Source organism: Gordonia gummivorans (genome assembly GCF_022513585.1).
Taxonomy (GTDB): domain Bacteria; phylum Actinomycetota; class Actinomycetes; order Mycobacteriales; family Mycobacteriaceae; genus Gordonia.
Genome location: NZ_JAKWBF010000001.1, coordinates 82,375 through 97,035 on the forward strand (window position 1 = coordinate 82,375; position 14,661 = coordinate 97,035).

General features: G+C 66.3%; 12 protein-coding genes. 2 read left to right on the top strand and 10 right to left on the bottom strand.

Going from position 1 to position 14,661, the window contains the following annotated elements; all coding sequences use genetic code 11:
• Both MKW15_RS00350 and MKW15_RS00355 read right to left on the bottom strand, forming a co-directional pair.
• Positions 1–1,506 carry an alpha/beta hydrolase family protein gene (locus tag MKW15_RS00350; RefSeq protein ID WP_240855026.1) on the bottom strand — a complete coding sequence of 502 codons (1,506 nt, stop codon included), beginning with the start codon at positions 1,504–1,506 and terminating at the stop codon, positions 1–3.
• Between the two features lie 464 nt (positions 1,507–1,970).
• Positions 1,971–3,518, bottom strand: a complete 1,548-nt coding sequence (locus tag MKW15_RS00355; protein WP_240855027.1) for a molybdopterin-dependent oxidoreductase — start codon at positions 3,516–3,518, stop codon at positions 1,971–1,973.
• Positions 3,519–3,664: 146 nt separating this feature from the next.
• Here MKW15_RS00355 and MKW15_RS00360 point away from each other — a divergent pair, with 146 nt between their 5' ends.
• Complete coding sequence (locus tag MKW15_RS00360; protein ID WP_240855028.1) at positions 3,665–5,131, top strand: FAD-binding protein; 1,467 nt, start codon at positions 3,665–3,667, stop codon at positions 5,129–5,131.
• A gap of 7 nt (positions 5,132–5,138) precedes the next feature.
• On the opposite strand, the gene MKW15_RS00365 is transcribed toward MKW15_RS00360, so the two are convergent.
• The 8 genes from MKW15_RS00365 to MKW15_RS00400 form a co-directional block, all read right to left on the bottom strand.
• On the bottom strand, positions 5,139–7,388 hold the full coding sequence (locus MKW15_RS00365) for a heavy metal translocating P-type ATPase (protein WP_240855029.1): 2,250 nt from the start codon (positions 7,386–7,388) through the stop codon (positions 5,139–5,141).
• The gene (locus MKW15_RS00370) at positions 7,385–7,534 is read right to left on the bottom strand and encodes a hypothetical protein (protein ID WP_240855032.1); all 150 of its coding nucleotides are present in this window, start codon (positions 7,532–7,534) and stop codon (positions 7,385–7,387) included. Before MKW15_RS00370 ends, MKW15_RS00365 begins: the two co-directional genes overlap by 4 nt.
• 9 nt (positions 7,535–7,543) lie before the next feature.
• Positions 7,544–7,747 (bottom strand): heavy-metal-associated domain-containing protein, encoded by a 204-nt coding sequence (locus tag MKW15_RS00375; protein WP_240855033.1) that lies wholly within the window; start codon positions 7,745–7,747, stop codon positions 7,544–7,546.
• Between the two features lie 58 nt (positions 7,748–7,805).
• Positions 7,806–8,099, bottom strand: a complete 294-nt coding sequence (locus MKW15_RS00380) for a metal-sensitive transcriptional regulator (protein WP_240855034.1) — start codon at positions 8,097–8,099, stop codon at positions 7,806–7,808.
• 87 nt (positions 8,100–8,186) lie between these two features.
• On the bottom strand, positions 8,187–9,062 hold the full coding sequence (locus tag MKW15_RS00385; RefSeq protein ID WP_240855036.1) for a hypothetical protein: 876 nt from the start codon (positions 9,060–9,062) through the stop codon (positions 8,187–8,189).
• A gap of 205 nt (positions 9,063–9,267) precedes the next feature.
• A complete protein-coding gene (gene nadB / locus MKW15_RS00390) occupies positions 9,268–10,854 on the bottom strand; it encodes an L-aspartate oxidase (RefSeq protein WP_240855037.1) in 1,587 nt (528 codons plus the stop codon).
• 128 nt (positions 10,855–10,982) lie between these two features.
• A complete protein-coding gene (locus MKW15_RS00395) occupies positions 10,983–12,026 on the bottom strand; it encodes an NAD(P)-dependent alcohol dehydrogenase (protein ID WP_240855040.1) in 1,044 nt (347 codons plus the stop codon).
• 94 nt (positions 12,027–12,120) lie between these two features.
• On the bottom strand, positions 12,121–13,116 hold the full coding sequence (locus MKW15_RS00400) for a hypothetical protein (protein ID WP_240855042.1): 996 nt from the start codon (positions 13,114–13,116) through the stop codon (positions 12,121–12,123).
• Between the two features lie 153 nt (positions 13,117–13,269).
• On the opposite strand from MKW15_RS00400, the gene MKW15_RS00405 reads away from it, so the two are divergent.
• A complete protein-coding gene (locus MKW15_RS00405; RefSeq protein WP_240855043.1) occupies positions 13,270–14,646 on the top strand; it encodes an ABC1 kinase family protein in 1,377 nt (458 codons plus the stop codon).
• Positions 14,647–14,661 lie beyond the last annotated feature (15 nt).

Below are 14,661 nucleotides of genomic sequence, written 5' to 3' on the forward strand. Positions count from 1 at the left end.
TCAGTCTTCCGACTCGGAATGCGCGCTGTCGGAATTGTTTTCGTGCCCGGCACCGCTGGGGGCGCCGTTGTGCGAGGCGGCGTCGTCGCCCGTGGTCGTGGCGTCGTGATCGGTGGTGTCGTCATCGGCGACACTGTCGTCGTCGTTGGCGTCGTCGTCACCGTTGTCCGCTTCGGCGTTGCCGTACTTCTTGTCGTCCTTCTTCTCGCCGGCGGCGCCGTCGTCGTCGTCGGCGCTGTTGTTGTCAGCGCCCTCGTCGTTCGCCGTGGTGTCGACTCGCTCGGCAAGACCCCGCGCCGTGGCGGTGTTGGCCGTGGTCGCCGGAGTTGCAGTCTTGGAGTCGTCTTGCGTGTCATCGACGAGCATGTCGTCGCGGACCGTCTTGTTCACATCAGGATCGGTCACCGTGACGGTCAGTCCGAGCGCCTCGTAGATGGAATCCTGCAACTCACGCGGCGTCGGCACCGGCACGCCGGCGATCGTCGACTGCTCCCCCGGCATCGGGACCGGGATAATCGCGGACAGGATGTCGTCGACCTCCGTAGGGATCGGGATACCCAAGTCGCGCAGCATCATCTCCCAGGGGTTTCCACCGTCGTAGACGACGTAGGTCGTGTTGCCACATCCGCAACCACGATCAGGGGCCTGGCTGGACCACGTATCGATGACCTCGTACTCGTTGATGCGGTACGTGAGGAAAGCGTGCACGTAGAAGCCGGGGATCAGGTAGAAGAACGTCCCGATCGGATTGGTGAACGGGTTGCCGACACCACACGTCGCGTCACCGCGGACGCAATAGGAGATGACCTTGATGCCCTCCATGTCGTCCGTGTCGCGATCACCGTTGGTGTACATGCCCGGAATGAAGCTGGGCACTACGTTCTCCACACCGGAATGCGGGAAGCGGGAGTCGGCGCCGACGATGACAACGATCTGGTCCGTGGGGATCGTGCCACGCTCCTTGAGCATGTAGGCGACATTCATCGCGACTGGCGAACTCTGCGAGTAGCCGTTGATGACGATGATCTGGTCGGGATTGTCCGGGTCGTAGGCCGCTTCGGCAGCCGCCACGCCCTTGCGGGTACCGATATCGACCGACTCGTTGAAGGTGCCCTCGCCGGCGAGATAGATCGGGAGCGGCCCGATCGTCAGGCCGAATGCTGCCGGGTAGTCGACGACCTGCACCGGCGGTTGCGTATCCGGATCGGTGCCGAACATGCCTATGTCGCGCGTGCGTCCGAGCTGATCGGTGCCGTCGTAGTCGGTGGTGCCGGGGATCAAGATGACGACGTCACCTTTGCCACTGTCGAAGTTGCGCCCGATTTGCAGGGCGACCCACTCCGGTTCAGCGACGGTCGTCGGCTTCGACTGATCGATGGTGACCGGCGGGTCGAAGTCCGGGAAGACGATCGACCCGATCTGCAATGCATGAGCACTCGGGTTGGGGATGAGGAACACCGCTCCGACCGTGGTCAGGACAGCAAACAGCCAAAAAATCCGACGCACCTGAATCCCTTCGAACCAAACAACCGTCGGCTCGTCCGGGCGGGGGTGTTCCGGACGTCACCGACAGTTGAGCGAGAGTGTATCGGTTATCGAATCAGCAATTAGTCTTCGTTAATGTGAGACATCCTAACGATAGCGTCTCACCTGCGGCGATCGTCTGAGATTCATCCGATTGGGTGAACCCCGCAAGGCGTTGGTCGCCGTGCTCCGCGTCAGCGCGCCGCGCGATGCCTCCGCACAAAAAGTAGGGGAAGAAAACTCGTCCCCTACCCTTGGTGTCGTCCCCGCGAAATCTCTGGCGGACGACTTCGAACCCCGGGGAAGAAACTCCTCCCCTAGATTTTGCGGGCGAAGCCGGCCCGACGACCCACCACAGGTTTTCTGTACGCGTCACCCCGACGAAGTGCACATTCCACTCGGCTTCGCTGCCACGTACAGATTTCGGCAGCTCCAGCCCCAACCCCTCACGTGATCGTGTACGTCCGACCGTCGAGCCCGGTCGAGCCATCCGGCGCCGGCGACGCATTGTCCTCGATCTGGGCGTTCCCCTTCTTGTCGATGGCGCGACATTGCACGTCGTGCTCACCGCTGGTGGCCTGCCAGGCGAACTTCCACTGCCGCCAGGTGTCGACGCTGTATTCGGTCGCCAGTTCTGCCGGTTGCCACGGGCCGTCGTCGATGCGCACCTCGACGCGCTCGATGCCGGTGTGCTGCGCCCACGCCGTCCCCGCGATCACCACTTCGCCCGGCGCGTGCTCAGTGCTGTTGGCCGGGCGGTCGATCCGCGACGACAACTTGATCGGACCCAGTTCCGACCATCCCCGCGTCGACCAGTACGCCTTCGCTTCGCTGAACTTGGTGATCTCCCAGTCCACCACCCACTTGGTGGCCGACACATAGCCATACAGCCCGGGGATCACCTGACGGATGGGGTACCCGTGTTCGATGGGCAGCGGCTCACCGTTCATCCCGATGGCGAGTAGCGCGTCCCTACCGTCCGTCACCGCCGACACCGGGGTTCCGCAGGTCCAGCCGTCGGAGCTGGTCGACAACAGCATGTCGGCGCCCGGTCGGACGCCGGCCAGTTCCAGGACCTCCTTCATCGGCACGCCCAGCCACTTGGCGTTGCCGATGAGGTCGCCACCCACCTCGTTGGACACGCAGGTCAGCGTCACCAGGCGCTCCGTCATCGGCATCGCCAGCAGGTCCGCCCAGGACAGTCGGACCTCCTTGTCCACCATCCCGTGGATGCGCAACGACCAGTCGGCTGTCGTCAGGCGCGGCACCTGCAGTGCGGTGTCGATGCGGTAGAAATCGGCGTTGCCGGTGACGAACCGGGTGACACCGTCGACGTCGAGATCGGTTCCGGGCGGGATCGGCGGGGCGGGCTTGGCCGGCACCGGCAGGACGAGTCGCGCGCGGTCTGCCAGGGTGTTCGCGGTGTCGGCCAGCATCCGGCGACCGATGGTGCCGACCACGGCCGCAGCGGCAATCACCCCACCGGCGGTCAGCACAAACCGTCGCGACACCCCATCCGCCTTCTCGGGTGGTTCGAGGTCCGGCCGGTCGGCCAGCAATGAGATCAGCACACGGAGGACGAGTATCCCGACCGCCCCGGCAACGATGGACGGGAACATATAAGTCACCGACGAACCCGGCCGACCCATCGCGGCGAAGACTCCGACCAGCGCAAACACGCCGATGATCACCGAGCCCACCGGCGGGCGCAACCGCTCGGCCAGCCCGCAACCGGCGGCGATCAGCACGATGATGACACCCATCCCGATGAACAAGGCGGTCTTGTCCGACGTGCCGAACGTCGAGATCGCCCACTCGCGCACCGACGTCGGCGAATGGTCGACGACGGTCGAACCCACCGCGAAATACGGCGATGCATCGGGCGAGATCGGGACGGCCACCAACTCGCCGACCGCGAGCCCGGCAGCAACCGCGACGACACCCGATAACGCGGCGCAGGCTGAGCGCACCGGGGTGGAGCCGAAGTTCGTCACACCCTCGTTGATACCCGCATTTCGCGGCGGGTGACACGGCCCCGGCAACCAGCGTCGACCATTCGCCCGACGACCGCCTACTCGGCCGCTGCCGCAATTCGACCAGGACTAGAACATGTTCTAGTTTCTCCGCTATCGTATGCGGCATGGCAGCAAGCACGGACATCCCCGACACCGTCGCACTCTCGAGCGTGACCGAATTCTCCGACGAGGTCGACGTCCTGGTGATCGGGTTCGGCATCGCGGGCGGTTGTGCGGCCGTGGAGGCAGCGGCGCACGGAGCCAAGGTGCTCCTGATCGAACGCGCGGCGGCGGCCGGCGGCACCACGTCGATGGCCGGCGGATTCTTCTACCTCGGCGGCGGCACGGCCGTGCAGCTGGCGACCGGGCAGGAAGACAGCGTCGAGGAGATGGAGAAGTACCTCACCGCCGTCTCGGTGGACCCCGAGGTCGACAAGATCCACGCCTATTGCACCGACAGCGTCGAACACTTCACCTGGCTGGAGAATCTCGGGTTTGCCTTCGAGCGGAGTTTCTACCCGGAGAAGGCGGTCATCCAGCCCGGCACCGAGGGGTTGATGTACACCGGCAACGAGAAGGTCTGGCCGTTCAAGGACATGGCCAAGCCTGCTCCTCGTGGACACAAAGTGCCGGTTCCCGGCGACACCGGCGGTGCGTCGATGGTCATCGACCTCCTCGTCAAGCGATTGGCCGAGCTCGGCGCGGAAGTCCGATACGACACCGGCGCACGGCAACTCGTGGTCGACGACGACGGCGCAGTGGCCGGGGTCGTGTGGAAGCGGCCCGGCGAAGAAGGCGTCATCAAGGCCCGGTCGGTGATCATCGCGGCCGGCGGCTTTGTGATGAACCCCGAGATGGTCGCGGCCAACACGCCGCATCTGGCCGAGAAGCCGTTTGTCCTCGGCAATACCTACGACGACGGCCTGGGCCTGCGCATGGGCGCATCGGTCGGCGCCGAGCTGAAGTACATGGACAACGCCTTCATCACCGCGCCCATCTACCCGCCGGCCAGCATGGTCACCGGAATCGTGGTGAACGCCAACGGTGATCGGTTCGTCACCGAGGACTCCTACCACGCCCGGACCTCCGGCTTTGTGATGGAACAGCCCGACGCCGTGGCCTATCTCATCGTCGACGAGTCCCATATGAACCCCGACCGCAACTACCTCGTACCGCTGATCGACGGCTGGGAGACGGTCGCAGAGATGGAGAGCGATCTCGGCATCCCCGAGGGCAATCTGCAACGAACCCTGGCCCGCTACAACGAGAATGCCGCCAAGGGCGAAGATCCCGACTTCCACAAGGCAGCCGAGTTCCTCGAACCGCAGGACACCGGACCGTGGGCGGCCTACAACCTGTCGCTGGGCAAGGCGATGTACGCCGGATTCACCATGGGCGGCATGGCGACATCCGTGGACGCCGAGGTCCTCGACGAAGCGGGGCAGGTGGTTCCCGGTCTGTACGCGGCAGGCGCCTCGGCGTCGAACATTGCGCAGGACTGCAAAGGCTATTGCAGCGGAACGCAATTGGGTGAGGGATCGTACTTCGGTCGTCGCGCGGGCCGGCATGCGGCCGCGCGGGCCGCGAACTAATTCAGAGCTAACTCGGGTTGAACCGCCGCAGCCGCAAACTGTTGCCCACCACGAACACCGACGACAAGGCCATCGCGGCACCGGCGATCATCGGGTTCAGCAGTCCGGCGGCAGCCAGTGGAATCGCGGCGACGTTGTAGCCGAAGGCCCAGAACAGATTGCCCTTGATCGTGGCCAGAGTTCGACGCGACAGTTCGATCGCCTGACCCACCAGTCGTAGATCGCCGCTCACGATCGTGAGATCGCTTGCCGCGATGGCGACGTCGGTGCCGGTACCCATCGCGAGTCCGAGGTCGGCCTGCGCGAGTGCTGCGGCGTCGTTGATGCCGTCGCCGACCATCGCGACCGAATGTCCTTGCGCCTGAAGCTTCTTGATCGCGTCGATCTTCCCCTCGGGCGTGACCCCGGCGGTCACATCGGAGATGCCGACCTCCTGCGCCACACGACGCGCAGCACCCTCGTTGTCACCGGTCAGAAGTGCGGGCGTCAGACCCAGCCGGCGGAAGTCGGCGATGGCGGCGACCGCGGATGGCTTCACCTGATCCTCGACGACGATCACCCCGACGGGCTGCCCCTCGGCACTCACCACCACGGCGGTCGCGCCACGGTCGTGTGCCTCGTCGACGGCCCGCGCGAGATCGTCGCCCAACGCCGTCTCGGTACGATCCGGCGCGGTCACCACAATGTCGCGACCGTCTACCTGCCCCGACACCCCGACGCCCTGCGTCGAACGGAATCCGACCACAGAGGGTAGTGAAACACCTTTGGCTGCAGCGACTATCGCGGAGGCAATCGGGTGCTCGGATGCCACTTCGACCGCGGCCGCGGCCGTCAGAACCGACGACTCGTCGTGCCCCGACGCCGGGATCACCTCGCTCACCGACATGTCGCCGGTGGTCACGGTGCCCGTCTTGTCCAGGACGATCGTGTCGATGCGGCGCGTGGTTTCCAGCACCTCAGGGCCCTTGAGCAGGATGCCCAGCTGTGCTCCCCGTCCGGTGCCCACCATCAGCGCGGTCGGCGTGGCCAGACCGAGGGCACACGGGCAGGCGATGATCAGGACCGCGACGGCCGCGGTGAAGGCAAAGGTCACGTCGCCGCCCGCCATCCCCGACTGGGCGGCAACTCCGAGCCAGAAGCCCAGCGTGGCAACCGAAATCGCGATGACGATCGGGACGAAAACCGCCGAGATGCGGTCGGCCAGACGCTGCGCGTCGGCCTTGCCCTCCTGTGCCGACGCGACCATCTTGGCCATCTGCGCGAGCGCGGTGTCGCCGCCGACCGCCGTGGCCCGGACGATCAGCCGGCCGCTGGCGTTGACGGTCGCGCCCACGACGGCGTCGCCGGTGGTGACCTCGACCGGCACGGACTCGCCGGTCACCATCGACGCATCGACGGCAGACGCACCGTCGACCACGATCCCGTCGGTCGCGACGCGCTCACCGGGCCGCACCACGAACGTGTCCCCAACGGCCAACTGCCCGATCGGAATACGCGTCTCGACGCCACCGCGCATGACCGCGACATCCTTGGCACCGAGGTCCATCAAGGCGCGCAAGGCGTCGCCGGCGCGGCGCTTGGACCGCTTCTCGAAGTAGCGTCCCGCGAGAAGGAAGGTCGTGACTCCGGCGGCCGCTTCGAGATAGATGTGTGACGAGCCGTCGGCGCGTTGCGGAATGAGGTCGAAACCGTGTGTGAGACCGGGTGTTCCGGCGGTACCGAAGAACAGTGCGTACACCGACCAGCCGAAGGCAGCCAACGTCCCCACCGACACCAGCGTGTCCATGGTGGTGGCACCGTGACGCAGATTGATCCACGCCGCACGATGGAACGGATACGCACCCCATACGACGACGGGTGCCGCGAGGGTCAGCGAGAGCCACTGCCAGTTGGTGAACTGCAGCGCCGGGATCATCGCCATCGCGATGACGGGCACCGACAGCACGGCCGACATGATCAGCCGCTGACGCAATGAGTCCAGTTCAGGGTCGGCGTCGTGGGCGGGGTCATCCCCGTTGCCCGCGAAGGGATCTGGCGACTCGACGATCGGCGTGGCGTCGTACCCGGCCGCCCGTACGACCTCGACGAGATCGTCGGTGCTCAGACCGTCGGGCACCTGCACGTGCGCACGCTCGGTCGCATAGTTCACCGACGCGGCAACGCCGTCGAGTTTGTTGAGCTTGCGTTCGATCCGGTTGGCGCACGACGCGCACGTCATACCCGCGATGTCGAGGTCGATGGCAGAAGTCGTCGTCATCGCGCCACCTCGGCAGCACCCTGGTGAGTGGTGTGCGAATTGGTATGCGCGGGTGCCGGTTCGGTGTCGGGACCCCACGCGTATCCGACGCCGAACGCCACCGCGAAGGCGATGACGAGCGCTGCGACATAGGCGATCACCCTCATGTCAGCGCCTCACACCAGCTGATACCCGGCCTCGGTCACCGCAGCGGCGATCTCGGCCCGGTCGATCTCGCGGTCGCTGGTGACCGCCACTGTCCCGTCGTCGAGTGTGACGGCGACCGAGGTGACTCCGGCGATCTCGCCGATCTCCTCACGTACCGATGCCACGCAGTGTCCGCAGGTCATTCCGGTCACGCTGTAATTGCTTGTCGTCATGGTGATACTCCCCTCGTAGTGAAGATCTTGTGCAGCAGGGTGTTTGGCGAGATGCCGATCAGGATTTCACCAGGCGCTCGATGGCAGCCATGGCCTCGTCGATCTTGACCTGTCCGGCGTCGTCGCTTTCTTGGGCGGCGTGCATCACGCAATGGCTCATGTGCTCGGACAGCAAACCCAATCCGACCGCCTGCAGAGCCTTGGTCATCGCCGAGACCTGCGTCAGGATGTCGATGCAGTATGCCTCGTCGTCGACCATGCGCTGCAACCCTCGCGCCTGCCCCTCGATGCGACGCAGTCGTCGCAAGTAGTCGTCCTTGCGGCCGATGTAGCCGTGTTGCTGATCGTCCATCTCGCTCACTCCTATACCCCCTACCGGTATAGCATCCAGCGCGCACGGAAGCTACCCCTGGGGGGTATAGATCACTCGGAGAGGGAGTCAGTGCTGACGCAGGACCGCGGCAAGTTTGGCGATCGCGTTGGCGACCTCCTCGAGCGCGGCGCCGATCTGCGCCTCGCGCTCCCCACGATCGAGGGAGATCTCACCGGAGGCACTACCGCCGTCCTCCGACCGCCGACGACGCCCTTCGTACTCGGCCTGGTGAACGGGGTGACCGTCCACGGGAGGTTCGGTGTTTGTCGAGCGCCGGCCCCCGCGATAGGCAGCCGCGTCGGGGGCCGCAGGTTGCTGAGCCACCGGTTGGGGTGGCGGCGGAGCGACCGGGGGTTGGGGCGCCACGTGCGCAGGCGGATCGGGGAAGTGATGGGCGCCGGTCCGCATGGTCGGCGGAGCCGGAATCGGGCCGCCAGGGGCGGGATGCATGGGCGCAGGTGTGTGCGGACCCGTCTGTGGTCCGGAAAGAGGGGGTCCGGAAGGCCCGGAGAGCGGGGGTCCAGCATATGGAGGCTCGGAAACCGGCGGTTTCGCGAGTGGGTATCCACCCGTGGGCTGCGCGCCGGTGTGATGCCCCTGGCCAGGTGCGGCCGACATCGCCGACGGCACGTGCCCGTTGGACCGCGCATAGAAATGCGGGCCACCATGACCCGCGAAGAAGACACATCCGGCACCTTCGGGCGACGGCACCGGACAGGGATTCCGGTCGATCAGCGATTGCGCACGATTGTCGAAGTCGTTCCATTCGAGCCAGAGTCGACGGTCGTGCCGCGGCCGAACGCTGGCGTCGGTCGCGTGATTGCCGCTGTGTCCGAGGCCGAGCCGGCATTGCAGAAGCCATTCCGACTCGGGAGCGAGACCGAGCGCCACCCGCTCGGCAGGCCGACACACAACTGTCGACCAGCAACCCTCGCCGTTCATCGTCGACTCCCTCCACGCAGTGTTCTCTCCCCAGCCGGACGCGACTCGCTGTACGCGTCCGCCACCCGAGGCCCGCGAGCGCGTAAGTGAAGGTCACATGAACGCCGCGAGAAGCCCAACCAATCGGTGAATGTGGAGATCCCGGGCGTCAGTCTACGAAGGACCCCGCCTCAGTGCCACCCCCAGACGGGGTCGAGACCAAACCTCACATCAGGCGGGCAGCGGCCGCGAGTTCGACCGGCTCGAGGTCACCGTCGCGCAACCGAAAGAATCGGGAGTGTCCGACGACGTCGGGTTGCGGGTGGTCGGTGCGAACGTGCGCGCCACGAGACTCCGTTCGGGCGGACGCGGCGGCGACCACGGCACGCGCCGTCAGGGTGAGCGCGGCATCCTCCACGTCCGCAGGGGTGCAGGCGGGACGGAGGGGCGCGGAGTCGAGGAGCGCCGCCATACCGTCGAGTCCGGCTGCCGAGCGCCGCAGACCGACCCACTTGCTCATCGCGTCCTGCAGCGCGCCCCGATCCAGGATGGGCAGGGGCCCGTCGTCGGCGCCAGGCGCCTCGACCACCCGCTCGCCTCGCCGACGCCACGCAGCGTCGGCCGCTCGTCGTCCCATGACCAGGCCTTCGAGCAGACTGTTGGACGCCAGACGGTTGGCGCCGTGCAACCCGGTCCGCGCCACCTCACCCGCCGCGAGCAGACCCGGCACCGAGGTAGCACCGTCAGCGTCGGTGACCACACCGCCGCAGAGGTAGTGCGCACCCGGGACGACGGGGATTCGACCGTCCGCCGAGTCGATCCCGGCCGCGACCAGCCCGGCGGTCACCGTCGGGAAGCGGCGTTCGAAGTCGTCGACCCCGGTCACGTCGAGGTAGACGCACGGATGCCCGGTGCGCTCGATCGCGTCCTCGACGGCGTTGGCCACCACATCGCGCGGTGCGAGGTCGCCCATCGGGATGCCGGCGGTCACCGACCGGCCGTCGACGTCCACCAGCCTTCCGCCCTCACCGCGCACGGCCTCACTGATCAGCGTGCGACGACCGCGTGCACCGGGCGTGTAGAGCATCGTCGGATGGAACTGGATGAATTCGAGGTCGGCGACAACAGCGCCCGCCCGCAGCGCGAGCGCGATGCCGTCGGCGGTCGCACCAGCGGGGTTGGTGGTCGCGGCGAACAGGTGGCCGACGCCGCCGGTCGCGAGCAGGACGGTCTGCGCATACACCGCATGCCGGTGGCCATTCTGCAGATACGCGACCCCGACGGTCAGCCCTTGATGGGTGAGGATCGACGTCGCGGTCGCCTCGTCTCGACAGTCGATGTCGGTGCGCGCCACCGCATCGGCGAGTGTGCGTTGAATCGCGGCGCCGGTCGCATCACCGCCCGCATGAATGATCCGCCGCGCCCGGTGACCACCCTCGCGGGTACGCAGGAGCCGCCCGTCGCGGCCTCGGTCGAACGCGGCGCCACGTTCGATCAGTTCAGATACCGACGCCCAACCGTCACCGAGGATCGGTCCGGCTGCGTCGGCTTCGGTGAGTCCCGCGCCGGCGGCGAGCGTGTCGTAGAGGTGGTCGGCAACCGAATCCTCGCCTGCCTCTGGCATCACGACGGCGACGCCGCCCTGTGCATAGAAGGTCGAGGTGGTCTGCTCGGCGCGGTTCGGGGCCCAGTGCGGCCCCTTGTTGAGGATGACCACCGACAGTCCGCGCTCGGCGGCGCTCAGCGCGGCGGTGAGTCCTGCGACACCGGCGCCGATCACCACGAGATCCGCGACTGTGTTCCGCTGTGCCATGACGCGAGCCTCTCGAGACGAGGGACATACCTATTCGGCTCAACACCGCCAGGATGTTTTCGATTCCCAGTCGAAAACCTTACCCGTCGTCTACCCGCCTGGCGAGACCCGTTGACCGTGCAGCCCGGCTACCCCAGGGTGGCGATGTCGATCACGAAGCGGTACCGGACGTCACTGGCGACGACGCGGTCGTACGCGTCGTTGATCTGATCGGCCGCGATCACCTCGATCTCGGCTCCGATGCCGTGTTCGGCGCAGAAATCGAGCATCTCCTGGGTCTCGGCAATACCGCCGATCATCGATCCGGCGAAACTGCGACGGTTGGCGGCCAGGGCGAAGGCAGGCACCTCGATCGGATGCTCCGGCAGGCCGAGTTCGACGAGGCTTCCGTCGAGGGCCAGCATGCTCAGGTACTTCTTGATGTCCAGGTTCGCCGACACCGTGTTGACGATGAGATCGAAGTGGTTGCGCAGCGCACGGAAGGTGTCGGGATCGCTGGTCGCGTAGTAGTTGTCGGCACCGAGACGCAGACCGTCTTCCATCTTCTTCAGCGACTGCGACAGGACCGTCACCTCGGCGCCCATCGCATGCGCGAGCTTCACACCGACGTGTCCGAGACCGCCGAGCCCGATGATCGCCACCTTCTGACCGGGCCCCGCCCGCCAATGTCGCAGCGGCGAATACAGGGTGATGCCGGCGCAGAGCAGCGGCGCGGCCTCAGCCAGTCCGATGCCTTCGGGGATCGTGCACACATAGTTCTCGTCGACGACGATCGCGGTGCTGTAGCCGCCGTGCGTCGGCTGCCCATCACGTCCGACGGCGTTGTACGTGCCGACCATGCCGCGCTCGCAGTACTGCTCATCGCCGGCCCGGCACGGTCCACATTCGCGGCAGGAATCCACGAAGCAGCCGACGCCGACCCGGTCCCCGACCGCGAACCGCGTCACCTCCGACCCGACCGCCGACACCGTGCCCGCGATCTCGTGTCCGGGCACCACCGGGAAGTTGGTGCGACCCCACTCCGCGCGGGCGGTGTGGATGTCGGAGTGGCAGATCCCGGCGAAAGCGATGTCGATGGCGACGTCGTTCGGTCCGACGTCGCGACGCTCGATGGTCGTCGGGCTCAGTGGCTGATCTGCTGCGGTCGCGATGTAGGCGTTGACTGTCGACATGCCGCCAGTCTGCCGACGACCGGCGACTCATGCCACCTCACGCATACGTGACCGCGGGCGTCCGAGATGACCCGGACGCCCGCGATACGCATGTCTACCAGCCCTTGGAGTTGGTCAGCGTCAGCGGCGTCTCGTTGCTGGGACCTTGGACGTAGCGCTTCATGTAGGCCGTCTGCCAGCGGTTGTTCCATTGCGGCAGGGGCAGCGGGAACCAGTAGCCGCTGTCGAGCCACATCTGACCGAGCAGGGGTACCGGCTGGCGTGAGATGTCGTACCAGGTGCCGATAGGCGCGTTGGTGAAAGTGCCGTAGTGGGTGCCCTTGCCGCCGCGCTTCTTGCCGTCGACGTAGAACGGGGCGACGTCGGTGCCGGCTTCCTTGCCGTCGATGTAGAAGGTCACGTCCTTCTTGCCGAGCACCACCGCGTAGTCATGCTCCTTCTTCAGGTAGCTCGTCGGCAGCAGACGAATCTGCGGCACGATCTCGCCGGCCTTCTTGGTCATCAGGAAGAAGCCACGCGGGAAGTCCATGCCGAGGGCATTGATGATCGGTTTGACGATCTCGCTGGTGTTGGCCAGGTACGCGTTGCCGTCGTTCCACATGAACCACGCGATCTCCAGACCCAGCGGATCGATGGATCGGTTGGACACACCCCAGCCGGTGGTGCCGGCCCAGGACCCGATCTGCTGGGTGCCGCCGACGCGCATCGTCATCGTCATGCCCGGTTTGAAGATGGGCTTGGCGAGCATCTCGGCGTTGTTGTACGGGAACAACGCGTGCGGGGTGTCGGGGATACCGAAGGTGACACCGTTGGGCTTGCCGAACCACAGCCGGCTGAAGCCCACCGACGTGTTGCACCAGTCCTTCGGCACTTTGGCGAAGTTCTCGTCCATCTTGCGTGCCGGCTTGGGATCGTTGGTCCCGATGTACCCGGCGAAGGCTCGGGGCTGGAGCACTGCGCAGTTCGGGACGCCGTCGTCGACGCCCGGGAGTTGAATGTTCGGGTCGGCCGCCGCCTGACCCATTCCGGTCCATGCCAGCGTCAGCGCGGCCACCACTGCGACCAGGCCCTGCATCGCTCTCGTGCGCATCGATCGTCCCTTCTCGAAATCCCCGACCACGTATTTGATACACCGCGTTGTCAGATTTCGCTCAGCCGGGTCTCATCTTTGCCTCAGGAGACTCTTGGTTTACTCTCGCGTGCCCCCGGATCGCAGCAGTTCCGATCGTTACAATGGCCGACGGTGACAATCCACAGTTCTGTCGACGACGGTCGGCGCGCGCGGCTCAAGCCGGTGACGCCGGTCGCCGAGATCACGCGTTTCGGCGCCACCACAGCCCACGCCGCAGCCGGCGTCGGGCGGTTCGTTGTCCATACGGTCGGCGACGCGCTCCAGGGTCGGGCCCCGAACGCGAAGCGAGTGGCTCACGAGATCCGCACGACCTTCGAGCATCTCGGGCCGACGTATGTGAAGCTCGGCCAACTCATCGCGTCGAGTCCCGGAGTGTTCACCGAAACCCTCTCGTCGGAGTTCGAATCCCTCCTCGACCGGGTCCCGGCCGCCGACAGCGCCGTGGTCCGCGACGTGTTCACCGCCGAACTCGGCGCGCCGCCGGAAGAGATCTTCGCCTCCTTCGACACCACACCGATCGCGTCGGCGTCGATCGCGCAGGTCCACACCGCCACGTTGCACGACGGTGAGGAAGTCGTCGTCAAGATTCAACGGCCCGGCATCTCCGAGCGCCTGGCACCCGACGTCGCCATCCTCGAACGGGTTGCCGGCCTGGCCGAGATCTCCGAGTACGGCCGCATGCTCAGCGCTCGGCATGTGGTCGAGGATTTCGCCACCGGGTTGGACGCCGAACTGGATTTCCGGATCGAGGCCGACGCCATGCGCGAGTGGTACGAGTGTCTGCGCGACGGCCCGTTCGGCGACCGCGTCCGCGTCCCGACCGTCTACGACGAATTCACGACGTCACGAGTCCTGACGATGGAGCGCATCCACGCGGTGCGCATCGACGACGCGGCAGCGGTCCGCGCGGCCGGCCACGACGGCGTCGCACTGTGCCGCAACCTGCTGTTGTCGCTGCTCGAATCGGCTTTTCACGGCGGCCTCTTCCACGGCGACCTGCACGCAGGCAATGTCCTCGTCGACGCGGAGGGCACACTCGTCCTGCTCGACTTCGGGATCGTCGGGCGGTTCACCCCACGAACGCGCCGCATTCTGCGCCAGCTCGTCGTCGACCTCATCGTGCGCGGGGACTACGAGTCGGCCGGTCGCGCCATCTTCCTACTCGGCGCGGTGCACCGGCCGGGCTCGACGTCGGGCAGCGCTGCCGACATCGAAAAGGTGGCCGCGCCACTGTCCACCACCGATCTCGGGTCGATGTCGTACACCGACCTGGGCCGTCAGCTCGCCGCAGTGGCCAAGGCGTACGACGCACGGCTGCCGCGAGAGCTCGTCCTGGTCGGCAAGCAACTGCTGTACGTCGAGAAGTACATGAAGCTGCTCGCACCACGATGGAAGGCCATGGCGGACAAGGAGATCTACGGCTACATGGCCGGCATCCTGAAGGAGGCCGAGCGTGACCGCCGGGCGGAGAAGTCATCGCAAGGCTGAACAGTACGCCGGCGA

Excerpts from the sequence above, each read along its gene's own strand:
- MKW15_RS00360 (WP_240855028.1), top strand. The coding sequence starts at position 3,665 with ATGGCAGCAAGCACGGACATCCCCGACACCGTCGCACTCTCGAGCGTG.
- nadB (WP_240855037.1), bottom strand. The coding sequence starts at position 10,854 with ATGGCACAGCGGAACACAGTCGCGGATCTCGTGGTGATCGGCGCCGGT.
- MKW15_RS00395 (WP_240855040.1), bottom strand. The coding sequence starts at position 12,026 with ATGTCGACAGTCAACGCCTACATCGCGACCGCAGCAGATCAGCCACTG.
- MKW15_RS00385 (WP_240855036.1), bottom strand. The coding sequence starts at position 9,062 with ATGAACGGCGAGGGTTGCTGGTCGACAGTTGTGTGTCGGCCTGCCGAG.
- MKW15_RS00380 (WP_240855034.1), bottom strand. The coding sequence starts at position 8,099 with ATGGACGATCAGCAACACGGCTACATCGGCCGCAAGGACGACTACTTG.
- MKW15_RS00370 (WP_240855032.1), bottom strand. The coding sequence starts at position 7,534 with ATGAGGGTGATCGCCTATGTCGCAGCGCTCGTCATCGCCTTCGCGGTG.
- MKW15_RS00375 (WP_240855033.1), bottom strand. The coding sequence starts at position 7,747 with ATGACGACAAGCAATTACAGCGTGACCGGAATGACCTGCGGACACTGC.
- MKW15_RS00400 (WP_240855042.1), bottom strand. The coding sequence starts at position 13,116 with ATGCGCACGAGAGCGATGCAGGGCCTGGTCGCAGTGGTGGCCGCGCTG.
- MKW15_RS00365 (WP_240855029.1), bottom strand. The coding sequence starts at position 7,388 with ATGACGACGACTTCTGCCATCGACCTCGACATCGCGGGTATGACGTGC.